This window comes from Lysobacter sp. Hz25, assembly GCF_046097045.1.
In the GTDB taxonomy this organism is placed as follows: Bacteria; Pseudomonadota; Gammaproteobacteria; order Xanthomonadales; family Xanthomonadaceae; genus Lysobacter; species Lysobacter antibioticus_B.
Genome location: NZ_CP175666.1, coordinates 2667676 through 2691851, shown reverse-complemented (window position 1 = coordinate 2691851; position 24176 = coordinate 2667676). Strand labels below are relative to the sequence as shown.

Genomic DNA, 24176 nt, shown 5'->3' with positions numbered 1-24176 from the left:
GGTCGATGCGCCGATGCTGTGCCGACCGCCGCGATGCGCAAACTGCGCGCGGCTACGCGGTCGGCCCGGGCTTGGGTATGCTTGCGGCACATTCAGGCAAGGAGCCACTCGTGGCCATTGGCGAGTATTCGCAGATCTACCGCGGCAAGCGCATCGTCAACTTCAGCATGGGCGAGACGCCCGCCGGCGGCGACGTCGTCTACCGCCTGCACCAGGACTACGACAGCGCCGAAAGCCAGGGCGATCTGCTCGGCAGTCTGCTGTCGCAGGTCGACCCGGGCACGCTCGATGCACTGGTCATCGGCCCCTGGAGCGAAGCCCACGACGAAGGCCCGTCAGGCTATCTCGACCTGCTGATCGAACGCCGCGCCGAACTGCCCGCGCTCAAGGGGCTGTTCGTGGGCGACATGACGTACGAAGACTGCGAGATCTCCTGGATCATCCAGACCTCGTACAACGCCCTGCTCGCCGCCTATCCGGCGCTGGAATCCCTGCGCATCCGCGGTTCCAGCGGCCTGGAACTGCAGGCCTTCGAGCATGAGCACCTGCAGGAACTGGCGATCGAATGCGGCGGCCTGCCGTCGAAGATCGTCGACGCCCTCGCCGGCTCCAAGCTGCCCGCGCTGCACCACCTCGAACTGTGGCTCGGCGACGACAACTACGGCTACGACGGCGACCTAGCGACCTATCAGCGCCTGTTCACCGCGATCCAGCCCGAGCGCCTGCGTTACCTGGGCCTGCGCAACGCCAGCATCAGCGACGAGCTTGCCGTATGGCTGGCCGCGCAGCCCTGGCTGGGCGGCTTGCAGACCCTCGACCTGTCACTGGGCACCATCGGCGACGTCGGTGCGCAGGCCCTGTTCGAAAGCCCGAACCTCGGCGGCATCGAACGCATCAACCTGAGCCACCACTACATCTCGCCGGAATGGCAGCAGAAACTCGCCAGCCTGCCCTGCGAAGTGGTGCTCGACGAGCATGAAGACGAGGACGACGGCGAGCGCTACGTCGCAGTCGCCGAGTAAGACGTGTCCGCCACCCCCTGGCTGCTGTTCGGCCCGCGCACCAGCCGCCGGGTCCAGGGATTGCAGCAGGCCTTACGCGAGCGCGGCCTGCCTGCGGCCGAGGTCGTCGACTACCAGACCCTGCTGAGCGCGCCGGAACGCGCCGCCGAGGCGATCGGCGGCCATCGCGGCGCTATGGTCAAGCTGGAATCGCCCGGCGAAACGCCGACCCTGCACGCCGCCCTGATCGAACGCGGCTGGCATCGGCTCGGCGCGCCCGGCCCGGCGCCGCAACCGCTCGAACATGGCGAACTCGCCTATCAGCATTACTGGTACGCCGGCTTCGCCGATCTGCTGCGCTCGCTGCCGGCCGAGGCCGCCTACCTCAACCCGCCCGACGACATCGCCTGCATGAGCGACAAACTGGCCTGCCAGCAGCGCTTGATCGCGGCCGGGATCGAGGTGCCGCCGCTGCTCGGTCCGATCGCCGGTTACGAGCAACTGCGCGAACGTTTGCGCGATACCGGCTGCGACCAGGCCTTCGTCAAGGCGCGCTACGGTTCCTCGGGCGCCGGCGTGTTGGCGTATCGGCGCAACCGCGCCGGCCGCGAGATCGCCTACGGCTCGGCCGAACTGGTCGAAAGCGGCGGGCATGTCCGCGTGTTCAATTCGCTGCGCCCGCGTCGTTACACCGCCACGCGCGACATCGCCCGCCTTGTCGACCGCCTCGCCGCACAAGACGCATACGCCGAGCGCTGGATACCGAAGCCGCGCGCGCCCGATGCCCTCGGCGGACACTACGACCTGCGCGTAGTCGCTCTCGACGGCCAGCCACGGCAACGCGTCGCCCGGGTCAGCCGAAGGCCGTTGACCAATCTGCACTTGGGCAACCGCCGCGGCGCGCTGGAGGCCTGGCTCGATACGGACTCGATGCAGGCGCTGGAAAGCGCGAGCGAGCGTGCCGCCGGCGTGTTCCCGCGCAGCCGCATGATCGGCTTCGACCTGATCCTGCGCGGCCACCGCAGTTGGCTGCTCGAAGCCAATGCCTTCGGCGACCTGCTGCCCAACCTGCTGTGGCAGGGTCGCGGCACCTACGACGATCAGGCCGCGCTGACGCCCTCGCCGCACACCACGACCGGCCCGCAACGAAGCCTCGCCCATGCCTGATGCCCTGCCCGACATGCGCGCCATCGTCGGCGATCACGACCTGGTCCTGATCACCCTCGACACCTTGCGCTACGACGCCGCCCAAGCCTGCTTCGAGCGCGGCGAACTGCCGGTGCTCGGACCGCATTTGCCTCCGGGCGGGTGGGAGCGCCGGCACACGCCGGGCAGCTTCACTTATGCCGCGCACGCGGCGTTCTTCGCCGGCTTCCTGCCGACCCCGGCCTCGCCCGGCCCGCATCCGCGCTTGTTCGCGCTCGACTTCGAAGGCAGCGAAACCACCGCCGCCCACACCTACGTGTTCCGCGACCGCGCCGACATCGTCTCCGGCCTGCGCGACGCCGGCTATCGCACGATCTGCATCGGCGGGGTCGGCTTCTTCAACAAGCGCAACCCGCTCGGTTCGCAACTGCCGGGCTTGTTCGACGAGAGCCACTGGGAGCCGGGTTTCGGCGTCACCGCGGTGGACTCCACCGAGCGCCAGGTCGCGCTGGCCTGCGCACGCTTGCTCAGCGAGGAACTGCGCGATACCCGCTGCTTCGTCTTCATCAACGTCTCCGCCCTGCACCAGCCCAATCGCCATTACCTCGCCGGCGCCGAGCACGACGGCTACGACAGCCATTGCGCCGCCCTGCGCTACGTCGACGCCGCGCTCGCGCCTTTGTTCGCCGCCTTGCGCGAACGCGGACGCGCCTTCGTCATCGCCTGCTCCGACCACGGCACCGCCTACGGCGAGGACGGCTACCACGGCCATCGCCTCGCCCACGAAGTGGTGATGACCGTGCCCTACGCGCATTTCATACTCACGCCATGACCGCTCCCCTTGCTTCGCCCGGCCTCGCCGACCTGCTCAACTTGCCGCCCTACCAGGCGTACTCGTATTCCTACCCGCACAAGACCGCCTATCGCCCGATCCAACCGGCGCAGCCCTTGTCGCAGTTGTGGGCCGGCGAACGCCGCGATGCGCTGTTTCTGTACCTGCACATCCCGTTCTGCTCCTACCGCTGCGGCTTCTGTAATCTGTTCGCGCTGGCGCGGCCGGAACCGGCCAAGGTCGACGCCTATCTCGACCAGATGGAGCGGCAGCTGCAGGCCACCGCGCGGGCGCTCGGCGATCACCGTTTCGTGCGTTTCGCGCTCGGCGGCGGCACCCCGACCTACCTCGACGTCGACCAGTTGCGCAGGGTATTCGCGATGGTCGAGCGCCACGCCTCGATCGACTTGAAGACCACGCCGGCCGGCATTGAGGTGTCGCCGGAAACCGTCGATGCCGACAAGCTGCGGGTCTGCCGCGAAGCCGGCATCGACCGGGTCAGCATGGGCATCCAGAGCTTCAGCGATGCCGAGGTGCGCTCGCTGGTGCGGCCGCAACAGCGAGAGGTGGTCGAGCGCGCGATCGCGACGATCCGCGCCGAGGCCTTCCCGATCCTCAACCTAGACCTGATCTACGGCATCGCCGGGCAGACGGTGACGAGTTTTCTCGCCTCGATCGACAGTGCCCTGGCGCATCAGCCCGAGGAGATCTATCTGTATCCGCTGTACGTGCGGCCGCTGACCGGCCTGGGCCGGATCGAGGCCAAGGCCGGCGCCAAGCCCGGGTTCGCCCTGCAACCCGAACCCTTGGACACGCGCCTGGCGCTGTACGAGGCCGGCCGCGACCATCTGCTCGCAGCCGGCTACACCCAGGTCTCGATGCGCATGTTCCGCGCCCCGCATTCGCCGGACATCGCCGCGCCGGTTTATTGCTGCCAGAGCGACGGCATGGTCGGGGTCGGCTGCGGTGCGCGCTCGTACACCGGCACCCTGCACTACTCCAGCGAGTACGGTGTAGCCCGGCGCAGCGTCGCCGAGATCCTCGACCACTACCTCGCCCGCGACCCGGCCTCGTTCGCCTATGCCGACTACGGCATCGAGCTCGACGACGACGAACGCCGGCGCCGCCACGTCATCCAATCCCTGCTGATCCGCCCGGGCCTGGACCGCGACGACTACCGCCGCCGTTTCGGCGCCGACTGCCTCGACGACTTGCCGCAGCTGCGCGATCTGCTCGACCTCGACCTGGCCCACGGCGACGAGACGATGCTCGCCCTCACCGACGCCGGCCTCGCCCGCGCCGACACCATCGGCCCCTGGCTGACCTCGGCGCGCATCGCCGAGCGCATGCACGACTACCGTCTCGGCTGAGCGCATGCACCTGTCCCTGCTCTATCGCGGCCGGCTCAGCAGTTGCAACTACGAGTGCGCTTACTGCCCGTTCGCGAAGACCTACGACAGCCGCGCCGCCCTGCGTCGCGACGCCGACGACCTGGCGCGTTTCGTCGATTGGGCGACGCAGCAGCGCATGGACCTGTCGATCCTGTTCACGCCCTGGGGCGAAGGCCTGGTGCGCCGCCACTACCGCGACGCGATGACCCGCTTGAGCCACCTGCCGCAGGTGCGCCGGGTCGCCATCCAGACCAACCTGTGCGTCGGCATGCGTTGGCTCGACGACGTCGATACCCGCACGCTCGCCTTGTGGTGCACCTATCACCCGACCCAGGTCAGCCGCGCGGCCTTCCTCGCCCGCTGCCGCGAACTCGCGCGCCGCGGCGTGCGCCACAGCGTCGGCATGGTCGCCCTGCACGAGCACCTGGACGAAATCGAAGCGCTGCGGGCCGAACTACCGGCGCACACGCCGCTGTGGCTCAACGCCTATGACGAGCGTCCGCCGGGTTACTACGACGAGGCTCAGATCGAGCGCCTGCAATGCATCGACCCGCACTTCCGCTACAACCTCGACCCGGCGCCGAGTCTCGGCGCGCCCTGCCTGACCGGCGAAAGCGTGGTCTCGGTCGACGGCGACGGCAACGTCAAGCGCTGCCACTTCGTCGCCGAACCGCTCGGCAACCTGTACGACGGCAGCTACGCCGCGCAACTGCGCGCCCGCAGCTGTCCGAACTCGCGTTGCGACTGTTACATCGGCTACGCGCATCGCCCCGACCTGCCGTTCCAGCGCGACTACGCCGGCGGCGTGCTCGAACGCATTCCCGCATTCGCGGGCTCGCCCCGTGGTTTCGGTGTCGCACGGCCGGCCTGACCCATCCGCCCGATCCACGCAAAGGAAGCGCCATGCCGTCACGATGGACCTCGAAGCTCGCCCTCGCCGCCGCACTCGCGGCAGCCGTCCTCGCTACCCCTGTTTACGCGGCGCCGGCCTCGGCCAACGCCGAGATGACACCCGAACGGGTGGCCGAACTCTATCTGCGCCTCGCCCTGCGCAACGACGTCGAGGCCGGCAAGCGACTCAACGACTACCTGCAGCCCGCATTCGACGGCAAGGAAGCGCTGAACATCGAATACCTGGCGACCGTGCCCGGCCTCATGCAGCCGATGTACGAGGAGTACGCCGACACCCTGCTCAAATCCTTGCCCAAGGTCGACCCGGCGCGCGCCAAACCGGCGATCGTCGCCGCGATGCTGGCCCAGCATGCCGCCGTCGCCGGCGCCGAATGCCGCGCGCTGTCGCGCGAGGAAACTGCGAACGACGCGGTCGAGAACCAACGCATCGCCAAAGTCGCCTATCGCTGCAAAGTGCCGGTGCTCGACCAGAGCATCGAGCAATTGCTGGCGAGCGAAAACGACGATCCGAAAGCCGTCACCACCGACTTCCTGGTCGACGGTTTCGACCGCTACCGTCGCTCGTTCGAAACCGCCGCCGGCACGCGCGAGATCGACGGCGTGCTCAATCTCTACGGCGGCAACGGCCAGCCGTGGCTAACCGGCAGCTACGCCGACGTCATCGATGTGGTTACCGACGGCATGTTGAAGAAGAGCGCGGAGTAAGTTCGTGTGCGGCGACGCGCGATCGCCGCCGTTGCCATCGCATATCGACCGCTGGGCATCGCGCGATCGAAACGCGATGCGTATATGGCGAATGCTTCGACATGCGTTCGATCATCGAGATCGAGCGACTTAGCTTCGTAACTCGGAAGGGAGATTCTCTAAGTGATTCGCCGGCCGATTCGGCGCGTGCGAACGACAGACACGCAAAACAAATCAGGGCCCGGTTTCCCGAGCCCTGATTCGTGTTTGGCGTCCCCACGGGGATTCGAACCCCGGTCGCTACCGTGAAAGGGTAATGTCCTAGGCCTCTAGACGATGGGGACAAAACTTGTTGTTCTTGCAGCTAACTCGTCCGGAAACCCTTTCAGTTCCGAAGAGTGGTGGAGCCAGCCGGGATCGAACCGGCGACCTCTACAATGCCATTGTAGCGCTCTCCCAGCTGAGCTATGGCCCCACGTGCTGGAAAGACGAACATCTTAGCGGGCGTTCAGCGATGTCGTCAAGCATTCATCGCTAAATTTTTTCCCGGTCCCGCGTCGCCTGGGCCGAATGGATCGGGCTGCGCGGGGTCGTGTTCGACCGGGCGCAATGTTGCCATGCCATGACCCCGTTCCGCTAGATACTCGAGCCACTTTCCTAAAAAAGTATTCATGCGCATGCGGTGGCCGATCACCTCCGCCGGCGGCGGGTACATGCCGATGACGTCCTGCCAGCGCCGGCCGACATAGCAATGGGTGGCTTCGACCTGGTGCGCGTCGTGATACAGGCGCAGATACGCGGAAGGGTCGGGCTCGCCGGTCAGGGGGTCCTGCAGCGCATACGTCAAGCGCATTTCGGTCGTATAGCGATGCTGCTCGATCACGTCCAGGCGCAGGTCGAGGCCGTCGCCGACATCGGACAGGTACACGCCGCGCGCGAGCTCGGCCGGAGAAAACAGGCGCGACAGACGATCGTGATTCTCCGCGTACAAGCCCATCAACCAGCCGAAACGGCTGAGTTTGGGAAGGCGCGCGAAGCGGGAGGCGGCGGTGCTCATGTTCGCGATCCTACACGCCTTGCGCAGCGCGCGGCAGCATTGACGCAATGGCGAAAAAGCCTTAATTTGTAGGCTCTTCGCCAAGGCGAACGGGACCGGAAACACGCTGGGGAACGCGCTCCGGAATTCAAGCCCCGAACCCCACTGCGGCGCGTGGTCCTACGCCCCGGTTCATGCGCTCATCCGCGAGCCATCGCCTCGCCGCCTTCCCTGCTCCGCATCGCATTCAGGGCCCGCCCTGCCCCATCCGTGCTCGCGCATTCGCGCGTCCGCACCCGCGCCGCGCACGGCGGCGCGGCGCAGGTCCGTGCTCAGAACATTTCGCGATGGATGCCCAGGGTGGTCAGCACCTTGCTCGAGATTTCCTCGATCGAGGTGTGGGTGGTGCTCAGGGTCGGGATGCGCTCGGCCCGGAACATCATCTCGGCCGCGGCGACCTCGCGCTTGCAGGTCTCGAACTGGGCGTAGCGCGAGTTCGGCCGTCGCTCCTGGCGAATCTGCTGCAGCCGGATCGGATCGATGGTCAGGCCGAACAGCTTGTTGCGGTAGGGCCGCAGGCGCGGCGGCAGGCGGTCGTGCTCGAGGTCTTCCTCGGTCAGCGGATAGTTGGCCGCGCGCACGCCGTAATGCAGCGCCAGATAAACGCAGGTCGGGGTCTTGCCGGCCCGGGATACCGCGACCAGGATCAGGTCGGCCTCGGCGTAGTCGACGCTGGCCCCGTCGTCGTGGGTCAGGGCGAAATTCATCGCGTTGATGCGGCGGTGGTAGGTCTCGAAGTCGGCGATGCCGTGGGCTTGGCCGACCCGGCGCTGGCGGGTCTCGTGCAGCTCGCGCTCCAGCGGTTCTATGAACGGCGCGAATACGTCCAGCATCAGGGCCCCGCTCTCGGCCAGGGCCGCGCCGACCTCCCCGTCCATGCAGGAATTGATCACCACCGGCCGCACCCCGTGGACCACCGCGGCCTCGCGGATCTTGGCCGCGGCGTCCTGGGCGCGCTCGACGCTGTCCACGAAAGCGATGCGATCGGTGACGAACCGGGTCTCGGTGAACTGGGTCAGCAAACTGTGACCGATGGTCTCGGCGGTGATGCCGGTACCGTCGGAAACGTAGAAAACCGGTCTTGTTCCTGCCATCGCCCACCCCGTCTCGAAGCTGCACCAATACGAAAAAGCCCGTCGGATCAAGCTTGTATGCACCCGACGCCCGGGCGATCATAGCCGCTTGGCCGCGCCCCTGACGTGTCCTCCCCCCTCGGAGATTGTGTGTCTTGAACGAGAACATCCTCTGGCTGCACGCGTTACGCCTCAACGATCTCGCCCGCGTAGGCGGCAAGAATTCTTCGCTCGGCGAGATGATCGGCAACCTCGCCAACCTCGGCGTATCGGTGCCAGGCGGCTACGCCACCACCTCGGAAGCCTTCAAGGCCTTCATCGCCCATAACAACCTGCACCAGCGCATCTTCGACAAGCTGGCGACGCTGGACGTGGAAGACGTGCCGGCGCTGAACGCCGCCGGCGCCGAGATCCGCGGCTGGGTCATCGAGTCGCCGCTGCAGGACGATCTCGACCAGGACATCCGCACCGCCTACCGCAAGCTCTGTAACGAGAACGGCGGCGGCGACGTCGCCGTCGCGGTGCGCTCCTCGGCCACCGCCGAAGACCTTCCCGACGCGTCCTTCGCCGGCCAGCAGGAAACCTTCCTGAACGTCACCGGCGAAGACGACGTGGTGCGCAAGGTCAAGGAAGTCTTCGCCAGCCTCTACAACGACCGCGCGATCGCTTATCGCGTGCACCACGGCTTCAAGCACGAGGACGTGTTCCTGTCGGCCGGCGTGCAGTTGATGGTGCGCTCCGACGTCGGCGCCTCCGGCGTGTTGTTCACCCTCGACACCGAGTCGGGCTTCCGCGACGTGGTCTTCATCACTTCCAGCTACGGCCTGGGCGAGATGGTGGTGCAAGGCGCGGTCAACCCCGACGAGTTCTACGTCTACAAGCCCACTCTGCAACAGGGCAAGCCGGCGATCCTGCGCCGCTCGGTCGGCGCCAAGCAGCTGCGCATGGTCTATTCCGACCAGCCCGGCGAGCGCGTGCGCACCGAGAACACCCCGGCCGAACTGCGCGCGACGTTCTCGATCAACGATGCCGACGTGCACGAGCTCGCCAAGCAGGCGCTGGTCATCGAAAAGCATTACGGCCGTCCGATGGACGTGGAGTGGGCGAAGGACGGCGTCAGCGGCAAGCTGTTCATCGTCCAGGCGCGTCCGGAGACGGTGAAGTCGCGCGGCAAGGCCACCCAGATCGAGCGCTACCAGCTCGAAAAGCGCGGCGAGATCATCACCGAAGGCCGCGCCATCGGCCAGAAGATCGGCAGCGGCGTGGCGCGCGTGGTGCGTAACCTCGACGACATGAGCCGCGTGCAGCCGGGCGACGTGCTCGTCGCCGACATGACCGACCCCGATTGGGAGCCGGTGATGAAGCGCGCCGCGGCGATCGTGACCAACCGCGGCGGCCGCACCTGCCACGCGGCGATCATCGCCCGCGAACTCGGCGTGCCGGCGGTCGTCGGCACCAGCAACGGCCTGGAGACGATCAAGGACGGCCAGGTCGTCACGGTCAGCTGCGCCGAAGGCGACACCGGTTTCATCTACGACGGCAGCTTGCCCTTCGAGCGGCACGTCGCCGACCTCGACAAGATGCCGCCGGCGCCGCTCAAGGTGATGATGAACGTCGCCAACCCGGAGCGCGCGTTCGATTTCGCGATGCTGCCGAACGCCGGCGTCGGTCTGGCGCGCCTGGAGATGATCATCGCCAGCCACATCGGCATCCATCCCAAGGCGCTGCTCGAATACGCCTCGCAGGACGCCGATACCAAGAAGAAGATCGACGCCAAGATCGCCGGCTACGGCAACGACCCGGTGCAGTTCTACGTCGACCGCCTGGCCGAAGGCATCGCCACCATCACCGCATCGTTCGCGCCGCATCCGGTGATCGTGCGCCTGTCGGACTTCAAGTCGAACGAATACGCCAACCTGATCGGCGGCACCCGCTACGAACCGCACGAAGAGAACCCGATGATCGGCTTCCGCGGCGCCAGCCGTTACGTCGATCCGAGCTTCTCCGACGCCTTCGCCCTGGAATGCCAGGCGGTGTTGAAGGTGCGCGAGGAAATGGGCCTGACCAACTGCTGGATCATGATCCCGTTCGTGCGCACCCTCGACGAGGGCCGCCGCGTGCTGGAAGTGCTCGAGAAGAACGGCCTGCGCAAGGGCGAGAATGGCCTGAAGATCATCATGATGTGCGAGGTGCCCTCGAACGCCTTGCTGGCCGACGAGTTCCTCGAGATCTTCGACGGCTTCTCGATCGGCTCCAACGACCTGACCCAGCTCAGCCTGGGCCTGGACCGCGACTCGGCGATCGTCGCCCACCTGTTCGACGAACGCGATCCGGCGGTCAAGAAGCTGCTGGCGATGGCGATCTCGGCGGCGCGCGCCAAGGGCAAGTACGTCGGCATCTGCGGCCAGGGCCCGAGCGATCACCCCGACCTGGCCGAATGGCTGATGGATCAGGGCATCGAGTCGGTATCGCTGAACCCGGACACCGTGGTCGACACTTGGCTGCGTCTGGCCAAGGCGAAAGCCAAGGCCCAGGCCTGAGCGCACGATGACGGAAAAGGACGCGGTGCAGGCGCTGGTCCCCAAGTCCCTGCTGGGGCTTGAGGCCGGCTTCGACATCGACAAGCTGCTCGCCTGGGCGCAGACCAAGGGCCTGGTCCTGATCAGCGCCCTGGCGATCCTGCTGATCGGCCTGTGGCTGGCCAAGTGGCTGTCGCGCGCGTTGGAGCGGGTCATGACCCGCGCCAACATGGAAGTCACCCTGCGTGGCTTCCTGCGCAACATCGCCTACGCGGCGATGATCGTGATCGTCGCGGTCGCGGCCCTGCAGCAGCTCGGCGTGCCGATGACCTCGGTGCTCGCCGTGCTCGGCGCCGCCGGCCTGGCCATCGGCCTGGCGCTGAAGGACTCGCTGTCCAACATCGCCTCGGGCGTGATGCTGATCGTGCTGCGCCCGTTCCGGGCCGGCGACCATGTCCAGGCCGCCGGCATCGAGGGCACGGTCGAACAGATCCGCGTGTTCCAGACCCGCCTGCGCACCATCGACAACCGCGTGATCGTGCTGCCGAACAGCCTGATCACCACCGCGGCGATCATCAACTTCACCGCCAACCCCAAGCGCCGCATCGACCTGACCGTCGGCGTGGGCTACGACGACGACCTCAAGGTCGCCAAGGAAACCCTGCTGGCCTTGGCCACCGCGCATCCGAACGTGCTGCAGGACCCGGCGCCGGAAGTGTTGGTGACGGCCCTGGCCGAGAGCAGCGTCAACCTGGAGCTGCGCTCCTGGGTCAAGACCGCGAACCTGATGCGGACCAAGAGCGACCTGGTCGAGGGCATCCGCAACGAGCTGATCGGCAAGGGCCTCAACATCCCCTACCCGCAGCGCGATCTGCACGTGTATCACCACGACGCCGACGGCCGCCCGCTGACCGAAGTGCTGACCAAGGCCATCGCCGACGACGGCGATGTGGCCCAGCCGGTGGTCAAGCCGAAGGCTTGACCGCAGCCGCTTCGCCGATCCCCGAGGCGGTGCCTTAGGGTAGGAGCGGCGTAAGCCGCGACCAACCGAAATGGTGTACGCAAGCGCCAGGAACCGAAGCCCCGATATCCGGGCCTGGACCGGCGGGCAGCGGACTTTCGGACGATGGCGTGGTATTCGGCCTCTTCGGTTGGTCGCGGCTTACGCCGCTCCTACAAAAGGCCGCGCGGTGTCAGGGCAGCCTCAGCCCAAGCCGCCCAACTTGCCCATCGCCGCGCGGTAATGCTTGAGCTCGGCGATCGAGTCCATGACGTCGCTCAGGGCGGTGTGTTTGCTGTCCTTGCTCAACCCGGCCAGCACGTCCGGGGCCCAGCGCCGCGCCAGCTCCTTGATCGTGCTGACGTCGAGGTTGCGATAGTGGAAGTACTTCTCCAGCCGCGGCATGCAACGGTGCAGGAAACGGCGGTCCTGGCAGATCGAATTGCCGCAGATCGGCGAGGTGTTCGGCGACACCCACTGGGCGAGGAATTCCAGGGTCCGGGTTTCGGCCTCTTCCATCGCCACGCCCTGTTCGAGCACGCGCTTCCACAGGCCGGACTTGCCGTGCTGATGGCGGTTCCACTCGTCCATCGCCTGCAGGCGTTCGAGCGGATGGGCGATGGCCAGTTCCGGCCCCTCGGCCAGGACCTGCAGCTGCGCATCGGTGACGACGGTGGCGATTTCCAGGATCGAATCGCGGTCGGTATCCAGCCCGGTCATCTCCAGATCGATCCAGATCAGCCGGTGCTCCTGCCCTGTCTTGTCGCTCATAGCCTCGCCGTCGTGCCCGTGTCGCGGCATGATAGCCCAGCCCCCTTCCCCGCTGCCGTACCGCAATGAGCCAGAACGCCGCCTCTTTCGCCCACTACGCGATCCTCACCGCGATGCTGGCCCCCGCGTTCTTCCTGACCGCGACCGCCTCGCTGCTGCTGTCGGCCAACAACCGCCTGGCGCGGGTGATCGACCGCGCCCGGGTCCTGCTGAAGGAACTGGCCGAGACCGAGGACGCCGAGGAGCGCGACCAGCTCGAACGCCACATCCTGCGCCAGAAGAAGCGCAGCAAGATCATCCTGCGCGGCAGCCAGTTGCTCTACACCGCGATCAGCTTCTTCGTCGGCACCAGCCTGAGCGTGGCCGGCGACGCCTTCCTCGGCTACCGGCTCGGCGCGGTGCCGACGATCCTCGCCGCGCTCGGGGTGCTGGCGATGTTCGCCGCCAGCCTGCTGCTCGCGCGCGAATCCTCGCTGGCGGTCGAGGCGGTCAACGAGGAAATGGACCACGGCCACATCACCGCGATGAAGCGCTGGTCCAAGCCGCGCGCATGAACCGCTGCGGCCCGGCTTGCGGCATCATCGGGTTTCGCGCGCATCGATCCTGGAGCCCGTCATGGCCGACCCTCTGCTGCAACTGAGCAGCCATTACACCGTGGTCTCGGCGATGATCACGCCGGCGTTCTTCCTGACCGCCACCGCCTCGCTGCTGGTGTCCTCGAACAACCGCCTGGCGCGCGTGGTCGACCGCATGCGCCAGCAACTGAACCAGCTCGAAGACACCGTCGACGAGCAGGCCCGCGATTATCTGGAAGCGCGCATCATCCTGCACCGCCGACGCGTGCGCCTGATCCTGATCTGCCTGCAGTTGCTGTACGGCGCCATGACCGCCTTCGTCGCCACCAGCCTGGCGATCGGCATCGACCAGTTCACCGACTACCGGCTGCGCGGCGTGCCGACCGGCCTGGCGATGTGCGGCGTGCTATTGGTACTCGCCGCGTCGATCAACATGGGCCGGGAAGCGCGCATGAGCGTGAGCATGCTCGATGCCGAAGTGAAGCGCGAATTCGACCGCGACAACGGGCGCCAGAAGCGGCGCTGATGCGCGACGACACGCGTTGAGAGCGAAGGCCTCGCACAAGTCGGCGTTTACCCGGCCCGCGCCAGAAACTCGCTGGATGCGAGCTACGCCCCTGCGATCGGCTTGCCGCGCTTGCGGCGGAAATACGCGGTCAGACGCGCGCCGGCCTCTTCGCCGAGCACCCCGCCGCGCACCTCGATGCGATGGTTGTGGCGCGGATCGGTCAACAGGTCGAACACGCTGCCGGCCGCGCCGGTCTTGGGGTCGCCGGCGCCGAACACCACGCGCGCAACGCGCGCATGCACCATCGCCATCGCGCACATCGCGCAAGGCTCCAGGGTCACGTACAGGGTCGTGCCGATCAGACGGTGATTGGCGAGCCGCCGGCCGCCTTCGCGCAGGGCGACGATCTCGGCGTGCGCGCTGGGGTCGTGGCTGCCGATGTTGCGGTTCCAGCCCTCTCCGAGCACCTCGCCGCCGGCCGAGACCAACACCGCCCCGACCGGGATTTCGTCGTCTTCGCGTTCGGCGCGTTCGGCCAGCGCCAGCGCATGCCGCATCCAGCGTTCGTCGATGTCGGCCAGCTCGCTCACTCGGCGCGGGTCCCGCTCGTGGAAAGCGGCGATTATCGCCGACGCGCGGCGGCGGCGCACCGGCCGTGCCGGTGCGCCTGCGTGCGGGGTCGCTGCGGCTCAGATCGAGCCGGCGGCGAGGAAGTCCGGCTTGCGCAGGGCCACGCCCTGGTGACGCAGGATCCCGTAGGCGGTGGTCAGGTGGAAATAGAAGTTCGGCAGCACGAAGAAGCGGATGTAGTCGGCGGCGACGAACTTGAGCTCCGGTGCGTTGGGCGGACGGATCACGATCTCGCGCTGCTCCTGGCCCTCGATGCTCTCGCGCGGCACGCTGCGTACGAACTCCTGGGTGCGGGCGATACGCTCGCGCAGCTCGTCCAGGGTGGTTTCGGTATCGGGGAAGCTCGGCGGCGCGATGCCGCCCAGGCGCGCGGCGCCGAACTTGGCCGCATCGCTGGCCGCCTGCACCTGGCGGGTCAGCGTGTACATGTCGGGGGCGAGACGGCCGCCCAGCAACTGCCCGACCTCGATGCCCTGCTCCTGCGCATGCGCCGCACCCTTGTCGAGCAAGTGCGAGAGCGTGTCGAGACCGCGCAACAGGCTCGGTACCGAGATGTCGTACAAGGATAGATTCATGGGGATTCTCTGGGTGGCGTGGTGGCGAACGCGCCGCCGTCGGACGGCGCGCCGGTGAGCTGCTTGCGGATGGATCGGAACCGACTGCACGGCGCCAGCTCGCGCCACATAAGCGGTGGCGATCCCCGGCCGGAAGCTTAATGTAGCGACCGCTAAGGAATGCGAGCGGGATTCTGGCCGCTTGCCCCGGCCGGGTCAACGATTTTATTATCGATCGCTATGGAAATACCCGTTGCGAAACCCGAGCCCCTCGCCGAGGCCTCGGACAGCTGCAAGCAAGCGCCCCGCCCACGCGGCCGGCCGCGGGTGTTCGACCGCGAGCAGGCCTTGGAAACGGCGATGCGCTTGTTCTGGTGCCAGGGTTACGAAGCGACGTCGCTGAGCGAGCTCACCGCCGCGATGGGCATCGCCGCCCCCAGCCTGTACGCCGCGTTCGGCAGCAAGGAGCAATTGTTCCGCGCCGCCATCGCCCGCTACATCGACGGCTACCGCTGCAACGGCGGAAGCGTGCTCGCCGACGAAAGCATGAGCACACGCCAGGCCTTCGAGGCCTTCTTCGAGGCGATCGGGCAGAGTTTCGTCGAGTCCGAACAGCGCTCCGGCTGCATGTTGATCGCGGCCGAGGCCGGCGGCCTGCCGGCCGAACTGCGCGAAGAGCTCGCGCGCTATCGCAGCGCGCTCGAGAGCCAATTCCTGCTGCGCATCGAACGCGGTATGCGCGTGGGCGACTTGCCGGCCGATACCGATGCGGCAGCGTTGGCCAAGTTCCTCACCGCCCTGACCCAGGGCCTGTCGATCCAGGCACGCGACGGTGCGACGACGGCGCAGCTGGCGCAGGTCGTGCGCATCGCGATGCGCGCCTGGCCCTCAGCCTGAAGCAAGCGCGCTGGCGCGCTCAGTGCGCACCGAGCGATCGCGGCGAGGCCACGATTGGCTTCGCGGTCTTTCTGGGTGTCGCCACGGGGTGTTTCCGGTAAAGCGCGTCGCAGCGGGCCCGTTCCAGCTCGATCGCATGTTCGCTGCGCGCCGCATCCGATTCGGTCCGCGCAGACGCGGCCGCGATCAGATGCGGCAAGGCCAGCAAGGCCGCCACCACCGGCAGATATCTCGACATCGAACCTCTCCTTATCAAGGTCGTTCCTCATGCAGGTCGGCCACGGCGGTTGCCTGGATCGGCCGGCACTGAAGAAACGACGAGTCGAGCACTCCAAAATCGACAGCGATCACGCGCAAACGCGAAAGGCGGCTCGACGTACCCGGCTTCTGCGCGCAAACGGATGCCCGTGAGCCGCCCGAATCGGGGCCCCGGGACACATCGTCATGCGGCGAAACTACGCCCCATTCCGGACTGGCTTTGTCCTAAATCGAAGACGCCACTGCGGCGATGTCATGATCCGAGACGCAGTTATCCATCGGACGTGACTGGGTGTCGCAGGCACTCGGCGGCGCCGGCGAGTGCGCCGGGCTCGGCTCTGGGATCTGTGGTGGGGAGCTTCGCTTGCCGAGGCCGGCATCGGCTGCGAACAGCGGCCAAAGCCGCGGTCCTCGTGGATCGAAGGAAGGGGCGGTGAACCCGCCCCTTCCCTGTGCCGGAATCAGCAGCCCGGCGTGCAGATCGCCCAGCAACGCGAATCCGGATCGTCCGGGTCGCAGCTGCTGCAGCAGGGCCGCGCGAACGCGCTGAGGCTGACACTGAGACCCAAGCCGAACGCGAAGCAGGCCAGCAATACCTTGGTACGGGACTTCCTATTCATCGCCTTCTCCTATGGTGATGGGACGACCGGAGCTCTCCTTCCCCGCCGTCTCGGACGCCGACGGCGGATGCCGTCCAGCGCGGGTTCGCCGCGACTCCTTCCGCAGCCAATCGGTCCCGCGATGCGGCGTTTCGCCGTCGCGAGCTCGTATTTCGCAGTGCTTGCTCGCCTCGCTCCTCGACGGAGCGAGCGCGCACCAACGGCGGCACGCGCTTCGTCGCAACAGTCTTCAAGCCCTGAGCAGGCGGATGACGCTCATGCGCATCGGTCGTGCAGACCGGCGATGTCGAAGATTCAATGGCGGACAGACCAGCTGCGGGCCCGGTCGGCGCCGGCGCCCGAAAACAGGAACATGGCGGTTCGCGGCGGCGCGACGACCACCCCGGCCGCGCGTCGGCTTCGCGAAACACGACGGTAATGAGGCAGCCCATCCAAGCGGGTGCGGACATCCTTGTGTCCCCTGGCGGCCCGGGCCGATACCCGGATGCCGTTCGCACCCTAGCGGCGTCAGGCCCGCGGAAACGCGTTGCGAATCACACAACCGCACTCGGGAATGGGCGCGGGCTGCCTGCCCCGACGCCAGCGTCGGAAGGCAGCACTATCAAAGCTTGGGTTGATGCGTCGCCGATAGGATGGCTCGCGCTCGGACAGCCGCTTAGAAACCGAACGGCAGGCGCCGGCACGATGCTTCGCTGCCGCTCTCTTCGAGACGCTCTTGGGAGTAAACAGGTTGGGAGTAAACAGGAAGATGCGCGAACTGCGGCCAACGCCACCCGTTCCTGCAAGAGTCGACTCGGCTTTACCCAGCCGGCGCGGACGTGGCCCGCGCATGCCTCGACCGATAAGACCGCGTCGGGACCTTGCCGCGCTTGCGGCAAGACCCCGGTCGTCGGGGCGACGGCCCCGACGGACTCAGCGACGACTCATTCCCACTCGATCGTCGCCGGCGGCTTGCCGCTGATGTCGTAGACCACGCGCGAGACGCCGCGCAGTTCGTTGATGATGCGGTTGGAGACCGTGCCGAGGAAATCGTACGGCAGGTGCGCCCAATGCGCGGTCATGAAGTCGATGGTCTCGACCGCGCGCAGCGCGATCACCCACTCGTAGGCGCGCGCGTCGCCGACCACGCCGACCGATTTCACCGGCAGGAACACCGCGAAGGCCTGGCTGGTCTTGTCGTACAGGCCGGCCTTGCGCAGTTCGTCGATGAAAATGTGGTCGGCCTTGGCCAGCAGATCGGCGTATTCGCGCTTCACTTCGCCGAGGATGCGCACGCCCAGGCCCGGGCCCGGGAACGGATGGCGATAGACCATCTCGCGCGGCAGGCCGAGTTCGACGCCGAGGCGGCGCACTTCGTCCTTGAACAGCTCGCGCAGCGGCTCGACCAGGCCGAGCTTCATGTGCTCGGGCAGGCCGCCGACGTTGTGATGGCTCTTGATGACGTGGGCCTTGCCGGTCTTGCTGCCGGCCGACTCGATCACGTCGGGGTAGATCGTGCCCTGCGCCAGCCACTTGGCATTGGCGAGCTTGTTCGACTCTTCGTCGAAGATGTCGACGAACAGGTTGCCGATGATCTTGCGCTTGGCTTCCGGGTCGCTGACGCCGGCGAGCTTGTCGAAGTAGCGGTCGGCGGCGTTGACGCGCACGACCTTGACGCCCATGTGCTCGGCGAACATCGCCATGACCTGGTCGCCTTCGTTGTAGCGCAGCAGGCCGGTGTCGACGAAGACGCAGGTCAGCTGGTCGCCGATCGCCTTGTGCAACAGTGCGGCCACGACCGAGGAATCGACACCGCCGGACAGGCCGAGGATGACCTCGTCGCTGCCGACCAGGGCGCGCACGCGCTCGATCTGGTCTTCGATGATGTGCGCGGCCGTCCACAGGGTCTGGCAGCCGCAGATGTCGACCACGAAGCGGCGCAGCAGGGTCTGGCCCTGCTTGGTGTGGGTAACCTCGGGATGGAACTGCACGCCGTACCAGCGGCGCGCGTCGTCGGCGAAGGCGGCGACCGGGATGCGGTCGGTCTTGGCGGTGACGGTAAAGCCGTCCGGGGCCTTGGAGACGTGGTCGCCGTGGCTCATCCACACATCCAGGCGCGGCGGCGAACCCGGGTGATCCTTCAGGCCGTCGAACAAACGGCAGTGCGCGACCAGCGACACTTCGGCATGGCCGAATTCGCGTTGGTCGGCGGCCTCGGTGTCGCCGCCGAGCTGCTTGGCCATGGTCTGCATGCCGTAGCAGATGCCGAGGATCGGCAGACCGGCGTCGAAGACCTGCTGCGGCGCGCGCGGCGAGCCGTGCTCGGTGGTCGATTCGGGGCCGCCGGAAAGAATGATGCCCTTGGCGCCGTACGCGGCGATTTCGGCCGGATCGTGGTCCCAGGCCCAGATTTCGCAGTACACGCCGAGTTCGCGGATGCGGCGGGCGATCAGCTGGGTGTACTGCGCGCCGAAGTCGAGGATCAGGATCTTGTCGCTATGGATGTCGGTCATGGTGCCGGGATTCGGGAGGGGGGATTCGGGATTCGGTTAAAGCCAAAGCGAAGCGGCGGCGATACGAGCGGATTACGACAAATCCCTAATCCCTACTCCCGAATCCCGCGCGCCGGCATCAGCCGGCGCGATAGTTCGGCGGTTCCTTGGTGATCTGCACATCGTGGACGTGGCTTTCGCGCGCACCGGCGTTGGTGATGCGCACGAAGCTGGGCTTCTTGCGCATGTCCTCGATGGTCGCGCAGCCGACGTAACCCATGGTCGCGCGCAGACCGCCGGCCAACTGGTGCACCACGCCGTGCAGCGGGCCGCGGTACGGCACGCGGCCTTCGATGCCTTCGGGCACGAGCTTGTCGGCGTCGGAAGCGTCCTGGAAATAGCGGTCCTTGGAGCCCTGCTCCATCGCGCCGAGGCTGCCCATGCCGCGATAGCTCTTGTAGCTGCGGCCCTGGAACAGTTCGATATCGCCCGGGGCTTCTTCGGTGCCGGCGAACAGGCCGCCGACCATCACCGTGGAGGCGCCGGCGACCAGCGCCTTGCCGATGTCGCCCGAATAGCGGATGCCGCCGTCGGCGATCAGCGGGATGCGGTCCTGCAGGGCCTCGGCGACCATCGCCACCGCGGTGACCTGGGGCACGCCGACGCCGGCGACCACGCGCGTGGTGCAGATCGAACCGGGGCCGACGCCGACCTTGACCGCGTCCGCGCCGTGATCCATCAGCGCCAATGCGGCGTCGCCGGTGACGATGTTGCCGCCGATGACCTGCAACTGCGGGAATCGGGTCTTGACCCACTTGACCCGGTCGAGCACGCCCTGCGAATGGCCATGGGCGGTATCGACCACGACCACGTCGACGCCGGCCGCGGCCAGGGCTTCGACGCGCGCTTCGGTGTCGCCGCCGACGCCGACCGCCGCGCCGACCAGCAGCCGTTCGGCGCTGTCCTTGGCGGCGTTGGGGTTGTCGGTCTTCTTCTGGATGTCCTTGACCGTGATCAGGCCGCGCAGCTCGAAGCCGTCGTTGACCACCAGGATCTTCTCGATGCGGTGACGGTGCAGCAGTTGCAGCACTTCGTCGTCGCTGGCGCCTTCCTGCACCGTGATCAAGCGGTCGCGCTTGGTCATGATGTGGCGCACCGGGTCGTCGAGCTTGGTCTCGAATCGCATGTCGCGGCTGGTGACGATGCCGACCAACTGGCCGCCGTCGACCACCGGCACGCCGGAGATGTTGCGCGCACGGGTCAGCTTGAGCACTTCGCCGATGGTCGTTTCCGGACCGACGGTGAACGGCTCGCGGATCACCCCAGCCTCGAACTTCTTGACCTGGGCGACCTGCGCGGCCTGCGCTTCCAGGCTCATGTTCTTGTGGATGATGCTGATGCCGCCGAGCTGGGCCAACGCGATCGCGAGGCGGGCCTCGCTGACGGTGTCCATCGCCGCCGACAGGATCGGCAGGCGGATCGACAGGTCGCGGGTCAGGCGGGTCGAGAGGTTTACGTCCTTAGGCAGGACGATCGAATGCGCGGGGACGAGGGACACATCGTCGTAAGTAAGCGCTTCAGCCTGGATGCGCAGCATGGGCGGGCCCGGGAGGATGAAGCGCGCCATTCTAACCCGAAACACCCCCTGCCTGCCCGCTGCGCCAGCAGAAAGAGGCGTTCTGCGGGTGGGGGGAAGGTGGCCATTAAGCCTCGCTTGAGACCGGGCGAGGCGGTCTGCAACCGTCATTCCCGCGCAGGCGGAATCCAGGGCTCTCGAGCAAGAACCACTAAGGTCCGGCCGTTTCGACTGCAGGCCTCCGGAAACCGCCAGCTGAAGTCTCTGGATTCCCGCCTTCGTGGGAATGACGCCTTGGAGTGGAGCTCCGGCCCGTCCGGTGCCTGCGAAGCAGTGCCTTCAACCGACCTTATCGGCGGCCTCGGCCGCTTCCAGGGTGTTCTGCATCAGGGTCGCGACCGTCATCGGCCCGACCCCGCCCGGCACCGGGGTGATCCAGCTGGCGCGCTGGGCCGCGGCATCGAAGCCGACGTCGCCGACCAGGCGGCCGTCGTCGAGCCGGTTGATGCCTACGTCGATGACCACCGCGCCCGGCTTGACCCATTCGCCCGGGATCAGCTGCGGACGCCCGACCGCGACCACCAGGATGTCGGCGCCGCGCACCGAGGCCTCCAGGACCTGCGGCGGGGTGAATTTGTGGCAGCTGGTGACGGTGCAGCCGGCGATCATCAGCTCCAGCGCCATCGGCCGGCCGACATGATTGCTGACCCCGACGATGGTCGCGCTCTGCCCGCGCACCGGGCGGTCGGTATAGCCCAGCAAGGTGGTGATGCCGCGCGGCGTGCACGGGCGCAGGCCGAACTGGCGCAGGACCAGGTGGCCGACGTTTTCCGGGTGGAAGCCGTCGACGTCCTTGCGCGGGTCGATGCGGTGGATCAATGCGGTGGCGTCGCGGCGGTCCGGCAGCGGCAGCTGGACCAGGATGCCGTGGACCTCGGGATCGGCGTTCAAACGGTCGATCAGGGCCAGCAACTGCTCGTCGCTGGTATCGGCCGGCAGGTCGTAGTCGATCGCGCGGATCCCGACCTTCTGCGCGGCGCGGCGCTTATTGCGCACGTAGACGCTGGACGCCGGGTCGTTGCCGACCAGCACCACTGCCAGACCCGGCCGCGACTGGCCCGCGACGATGCGCGCATCGACCTGGGCCTTGAGATTGTCGAGCAGATCCTCGGCGATGCGCTTGCCGTCGAGGATGCGGGCCGGATGCGCCGAATGGGGTGTGGACGTCATGCGAGGTCGGATGCGCTGCGGTAGAGTCGAGGCCGCGCATTATCCCCTATTCCCACCCGCGTTTTTTGCCGGGTCACCGCGAGCGCCGCCATGAGCCACACCCTGCCCCCCGACCATCCCCCTCAGGACCACGAAACCCTGGCGATCGAGGCGGCCGCCTTCCGGCGCCTGATCGCCCACCTGATGCACGAGCGCAGCGACGTGCAGAACATCGACCTGATGATCCTGGCCGGCTTCTGCCGCAACTGCCTGGCCGACTGGTACCGCGAAGCCGCCGACGCGCGCGGCATCGCCATGAGCAAGGACGAAGCCCGCGAGGCCGTGTACGGCATGCCGTTCGCGCAGTGGAAGGCCCAGCATCAGAAGGACACCACCCCGGAGCAGTTGGCCGCATTCGAGGCCGCGCAGAAGCAGCACGGCTGATCCCGATCGGCGGCTCCGGGCCGCCGGCTTGGGCGGCGTTGCCTTTAGGGGTAGGAGCGGCGCAAGCCGCGACCAAACGAAGCGACGAACGCAAGCGCAATGACCGGGGCCGAGACTTTCCGGCTCCGCACTGCGCAGCAGGGCTTCGGACAGCGACGTGGCATTAAACCTCTTCGTTTGGTCGCGGCTTGCGCCGCGCCTACCCAAGAGCGGCGTCGTCGTTGCAGTTGCAGTTGCAGTTGCAGTTGCAGAGATTTTGATCTGCTTTGCCGCTTTACCGGTCCAATGGAGACCCGGAGGGCGGCGCACAGGACGTGCGCCGTTTTTCGATAAGACAGGGACGTCTTATCGAAAAATCCCGGCGCCGGCATCGCACTCGTGGCCTGTGCCCTTGCAAGGAGAGCCCTTTTCTTTGGTTACTTTTCTTTTGGGCCAGCAAAAGAAAGTAACCCGGCCGCGTAGCGGACGGAAGCTCTGCACTTGCTTGTGGCTTTCATACAAGCAAGATCAAACGATAAAAGCTTCCGCCACTAAAGCGGCGGGTAACTTTCTTTTGTCTAAAGCAACAAAAGAAAGTCACCAAAGAAAAATGCTTTTGCTTTGAATCACAAGCCCGCGCGAGCGGTGCATACGCGGGGCTTTTTCATACGGGACATCCCTGTCCCGATGAAAAACGGCGCGCATCCTTGCGCGCCGCCCTCCGGGTCTTCTATCGCCTTCGCTAGTGCGAAGCTGCGCACAGCAACAGCAACAGCCAAGGCCGTGACAAAGAAATAGACCGCGCCGACTTGGAGCCCCGCGGTCGCGGCTCACGCCGCTCCTATAGGGGCATTGGCGCTTATTGCTGCTGCGGCCGCACCCCGGGCGCATTCGGATTCGGGCAACGCGGCACGCCCGAGCCCACCACGCATTGCACGCAGCAGCCCTGCGGGGTCGACGCCGGCGGCGCCATCTGCGGGGCATACAAGGGAATCGCAGGCGCGAGCTGGGCCAGCGAGGCCTCGGGCTTGAGCTTCAGCAGTGCCGCCCAGTCCAACTTGTTCATGTCGCAGGCCGAAGCCGTGTCGGGCGAACACTCGACCTGGGTCTCGCTGCGACGCGGCAAGGGCCAGAATTCGCCGTTGCGGTTGACCGCCATGATCCGCATCGTCGCGCCCTGCTGGACGTTGCCGCCGATCAGATAGGCCTTGCCGTCGTTGTTGGGATTGACCGCAACGACGATGTCGCAATGCATGTTGAGCGCGCCGCTGGCGCCATCGAGCGCGGCAACCAGGCCTTCGTAGCCGTAGACGCGGTTGCCCGAACGCACCGCGCACAGCAGGTCGCCCGCTGCCGGGCGCGCGGTGCTCGGGTCCAGGTATTGGAACGGACTCTGGTCGGGCGTGCGGTAGGCATCGCGGACATAGTCGTAATGGCTGGCCGACGGCCGGAACCCCGGGACCGCGGCTTTCATCATCACGTAAGACACGAACGCCGCCGACCAGGGGTTGTCGACCAGGAAGGCGCGGCAGGCGACCGCCGGATAGCTGCCGCCGTAGGGATCGCTGCATTGGTTGGCGCCGGCGAAACCGGCCATGCGCTGCAGCAGGCCGGTATCGCGCCAGTAACTGACGGTGCGGCGCCAGGTCTCGGTGGCGCCGTCCTCGAGCCGGCTGGTCTCGGCTTCGCTGAGGGTCGCGCTGGCCAGCCGCCCCTGCACGTCGATGAAGGGGCGGAACCACTGCAGGTTCTCGGTGCAGGCGGCCGCGGCGATGCGGGTCGCCGCATCCGGCGCCGCGGTCTGCCCGCGCAATGCCGGACAGGCATCGGCGGCGACGGCGGCGCCCGCCGACAGCCACAGACAGGCGAACACGAGCGAACGGAACATCGGCACTTCTCCAAGGCGGTGCCGTGCGGCACGGCGAAACGACGGTACGGTCCGTCGAACGACGACGCCGCGTGGGGTGGCGGCATGATCGATCAATCGGCCGCCCTTGCCCAGCCTATGGATCGTCTGTGCAAGTCGTGTG

Annotated in this window: 24 protein-coding genes and 2 tRNA genes; 13 read left to right on the top strand and 13 right to left on the bottom strand. The window is 67.0% G+C overall.

Annotated features, from left to right (window positions below; translation table 11 throughout):
* Window positions 1-110: 110 nt before the first annotated feature.
* The 6 genes from ACKN61_RS11355 to ACKN61_RS11330 are packed head-to-tail and all read left to right on the top strand — an operon-like array spanning window position 111 to window position 5987.
* A complete protein-coding gene (locus ACKN61_RS11355) occupies window positions 111-1022 on the top strand; it encodes an STM4015 family protein (protein WP_408953530.1) in 912 nt (303 codons plus the stop codon).
* 24 nt (window positions 1023-1046) lie between these two features.
* Window positions 1047-2168 (top strand): STM4014 family protein, encoded by a 1122-nt coding sequence (locus tag ACKN61_RS11350; RefSeq protein WP_408953805.1) that lies wholly within the window; start codon window positions 1047-1049, stop codon window positions 2166-2168.
* Complete coding sequence (locus ACKN61_RS11345; protein WP_408953529.1) at window positions 2161-2979, top strand: STM4013/SEN3800 family hydrolase; 819 nt, start codon at window positions 2161-2163, stop codon at window positions 2977-2979. Before ACKN61_RS11350 ends, ACKN61_RS11345 begins: the two co-directional genes overlap by 8 nt.
* Complete coding sequence (locus ACKN61_RS11340; protein ID WP_408953528.1) at window positions 2976-4349, top strand: STM4012 family radical SAM protein; 1374 nt, start codon at window positions 2976-2978, stop codon at window positions 4347-4349. The genes ACKN61_RS11345 and ACKN61_RS11340 overlap by 4 nt, the downstream gene beginning before the upstream one ends.
* Before the next feature lie 4 nt (window positions 4350-4353).
* Window positions 4354-5241, top strand: coding sequence for an STM4011 family radical SAM protein (locus ACKN61_RS11335; RefSeq protein WP_408953527.1), 888 nt, complete (start codon window positions 4354-4356; stop codon window positions 5239-5241).
* A gap of 32 nt (window positions 5242-5273) precedes the next feature.
* Window positions 5274-5987 (top strand): hypothetical protein, encoded by a 714-nt coding sequence (locus ACKN61_RS11330; protein WP_408953526.1) that lies wholly within the window; start codon window positions 5274-5276, stop codon window positions 5985-5987.
* A 247-nt stretch (window positions 5988-6234) separates the two neighbouring features.
* On the opposite strand, the gene ACKN61_RS11325 is transcribed toward ACKN61_RS11330, so the two are convergent.
* The 4 genes from ACKN61_RS11325 to ACKN61_RS11310 all read right to left on the bottom strand — a co-directional run bounded on the left by ACKN61_RS11325 (window position 6235) and on the right by ACKN61_RS11310 (window position 8156).
* Window positions 6235-6310 (bottom strand) — tRNA-Glu (locus ACKN61_RS11325).
* Window positions 6311-6365: 55 nt separating this feature from the next.
* Window positions 6366-6441 (bottom strand) — tRNA-Ala (locus ACKN61_RS11320).
* A 45-nt stretch (window positions 6442-6486) separates the two neighbouring features.
* A complete protein-coding gene (locus ACKN61_RS11315) occupies window positions 6487-7023 on the bottom strand; it encodes a DUF1249 domain-containing protein (RefSeq protein WP_408953525.1) in 537 nt (178 codons plus the stop codon).
* Window positions 7024-7334: 311 nt separating this feature from the next.
* Window positions 7335-8156, bottom strand: coding sequence for a pyruvate, water dikinase regulatory protein (locus ACKN61_RS11310; RefSeq protein ID WP_408953524.1), 822 nt, complete (start codon window positions 8154-8156; stop codon window positions 7335-7337).
* Between the two features lie 134 nt (window positions 8157-8290).
* On the opposite strand from ACKN61_RS11310, the gene ppsA reads away from it, so the two are divergent.
* Window positions 8291-10675 carry a phosphoenolpyruvate synthase gene (ppsA, locus tag ACKN61_RS11305; protein WP_408953523.1) on the top strand — a complete coding sequence of 795 codons (2385 nt, stop codon included), beginning with the start codon at window positions 8291-8293 and terminating at the stop codon, window positions 10673-10675.
* Window positions 10676-10682: 7 nt separating this feature from the next.
* A complete protein-coding gene (locus ACKN61_RS11300) occupies window positions 10683-11636 on the top strand; it encodes a mechanosensitive ion channel family protein (protein WP_051884435.1) in 954 nt (317 codons plus the stop codon).
* A 222-nt stretch (window positions 11637-11858) separates the two neighbouring features.
* Here ACKN61_RS11300 and orn read toward each other — a convergent pair whose 3' ends face one another.
* Window positions 11859-12425 (bottom strand): oligoribonuclease, encoded by a 567-nt coding sequence (gene orn / locus ACKN61_RS11295; protein WP_031370702.1) that lies wholly within the window; start codon window positions 12423-12425, stop codon window positions 11859-11861.
* Between the two features lie 65 nt (window positions 12426-12490).
* On the opposite strand from orn, the gene ACKN61_RS11290 reads away from it, so the two are divergent.
* Window positions 12491-12979 (top strand): DUF2721 domain-containing protein, encoded by a 489-nt coding sequence (locus ACKN61_RS11290; RefSeq protein WP_051884433.1) that lies wholly within the window; start codon window positions 12491-12493, stop codon window positions 12977-12979.
* 61 nt (window positions 12980-13040) lie between these two features.
* Window positions 13041-13526 carry a DUF2721 domain-containing protein gene (locus ACKN61_RS11285; RefSeq protein WP_051884431.1) on the top strand — a complete coding sequence of 162 codons (486 nt, stop codon included), beginning with the start codon at window positions 13041-13043 and terminating at the stop codon, window positions 13524-13526.
* Window positions 13527-13609: 83 nt separating this feature from the next.
* Here the strand turns inward: ACKN61_RS11285 and tadA are convergent, their stop codons facing one another.
* Window positions 13610-14065, bottom strand: coding sequence for a tRNA adenosine(34) deaminase TadA (gene tadA, locus ACKN61_RS11280; RefSeq protein ID WP_408953804.1), 456 nt, complete (start codon window positions 14063-14065; stop codon window positions 13610-13612).
* 132 nt (window positions 14066-14197) lie between these two features.
* Window positions 14198-14713: a DUF1993 family protein gene (locus ACKN61_RS11275; RefSeq protein WP_408953522.1), complete on the bottom strand. Its 516-nt coding sequence runs from the start codon at window positions 14711-14713 to the stop codon at window positions 14198-14200.
* 219 nt (window positions 14714-14932) lie between these two features.
* Between ACKN61_RS11275 and ACKN61_RS11270 the strand changes: the two genes are divergently transcribed.
* Window positions 14933-15589: a TetR/AcrR family transcriptional regulator gene (locus ACKN61_RS11270; protein WP_408953521.1), complete on the top strand. Its 657-nt coding sequence runs from the start codon at window positions 14933-14935 to the stop codon at window positions 15587-15589.
* Window positions 15590-15608: 19 nt separating this feature from the next.
* Here ACKN61_RS11270 and ACKN61_RS11265 read toward each other — a convergent pair whose 3' ends face one another.
* The 5 genes from ACKN61_RS11265 to folD all read right to left on the bottom strand — a co-directional run bounded on the left by ACKN61_RS11265 (window position 15609) and on the right by folD (window position 21744).
* Window positions 15609-15827, bottom strand: coding sequence for a hypothetical protein (locus tag ACKN61_RS11265; RefSeq protein ID WP_408953520.1), 219 nt, complete (start codon window positions 15825-15827; stop codon window positions 15609-15611).
* Between the two features lie 481 nt (window positions 15828-16308).
* A complete protein-coding gene (locus ACKN61_RS11260; RefSeq protein WP_408953519.1) occupies window positions 16309-16467 on the bottom strand; it encodes a hypothetical protein in 159 nt (52 codons plus the stop codon).
* A gap of 923 nt (window positions 16468-17390) precedes the next feature.
* Complete coding sequence (gene guaA, locus ACKN61_RS11255; protein WP_408953518.1) at window positions 17391-18959, bottom strand: glutamine-hydrolyzing GMP synthase; 1569 nt, start codon at window positions 18957-18959, stop codon at window positions 17391-17393.
* A gap of 118 nt (window positions 18960-19077) precedes the next feature.
* Window positions 19078-20535, bottom strand: a complete 1458-nt coding sequence (gene guaB, locus ACKN61_RS11250) for an IMP dehydrogenase (protein ID WP_031370694.1) — start codon at window positions 20533-20535, stop codon at window positions 19078-19080.
* Window positions 20536-20853: 318 nt separating this feature from the next.
* Window positions 20854-21744 (bottom strand): bifunctional methylenetetrahydrofolate dehydrogenase/methenyltetrahydrofolate cyclohydrolase FolD, encoded by an 891-nt coding sequence (gene folD / locus ACKN61_RS11245; RefSeq protein WP_408953517.1) that lies wholly within the window; start codon window positions 21742-21744, stop codon window positions 20854-20856.
* A gap of 90 nt (window positions 21745-21834) precedes the next feature.
* Here folD and ACKN61_RS11240 point away from each other — a divergent pair, with 90 nt between their 5' ends.
* Together ACKN61_RS11240 and ACKN61_RS11235 are read left to right on the top strand one after the other, a co-directional pair.
* Window positions 21835-22167: a DUF1244 domain-containing protein gene (locus ACKN61_RS11240; protein WP_408953516.1), complete on the top strand. Its 333-nt coding sequence runs from the start codon at window positions 21835-21837 to the stop codon at window positions 22165-22167.
* Between the two features lie 157 nt (window positions 22168-22324).
* Entirely contained in the window at window positions 22325-22771 is a 447-nt protein-coding gene (locus ACKN61_RS11235) for a hypothetical protein (RefSeq protein WP_408953515.1), read from the top strand.
* A gap of 234 nt (window positions 22772-23005) precedes the next feature.
* Here the strand turns inward: ACKN61_RS11235 and ACKN61_RS11230 are convergent, their stop codons facing one another.
* Window positions 23006-24034, bottom strand: a complete 1029-nt coding sequence (locus tag ACKN61_RS11230) for a DUF2272 domain-containing protein (protein WP_408953514.1) — start codon at window positions 24032-24034, stop codon at window positions 23006-23008.
* Between the last annotated feature and the right edge of the window lie 142 nt (window positions 24035-24176).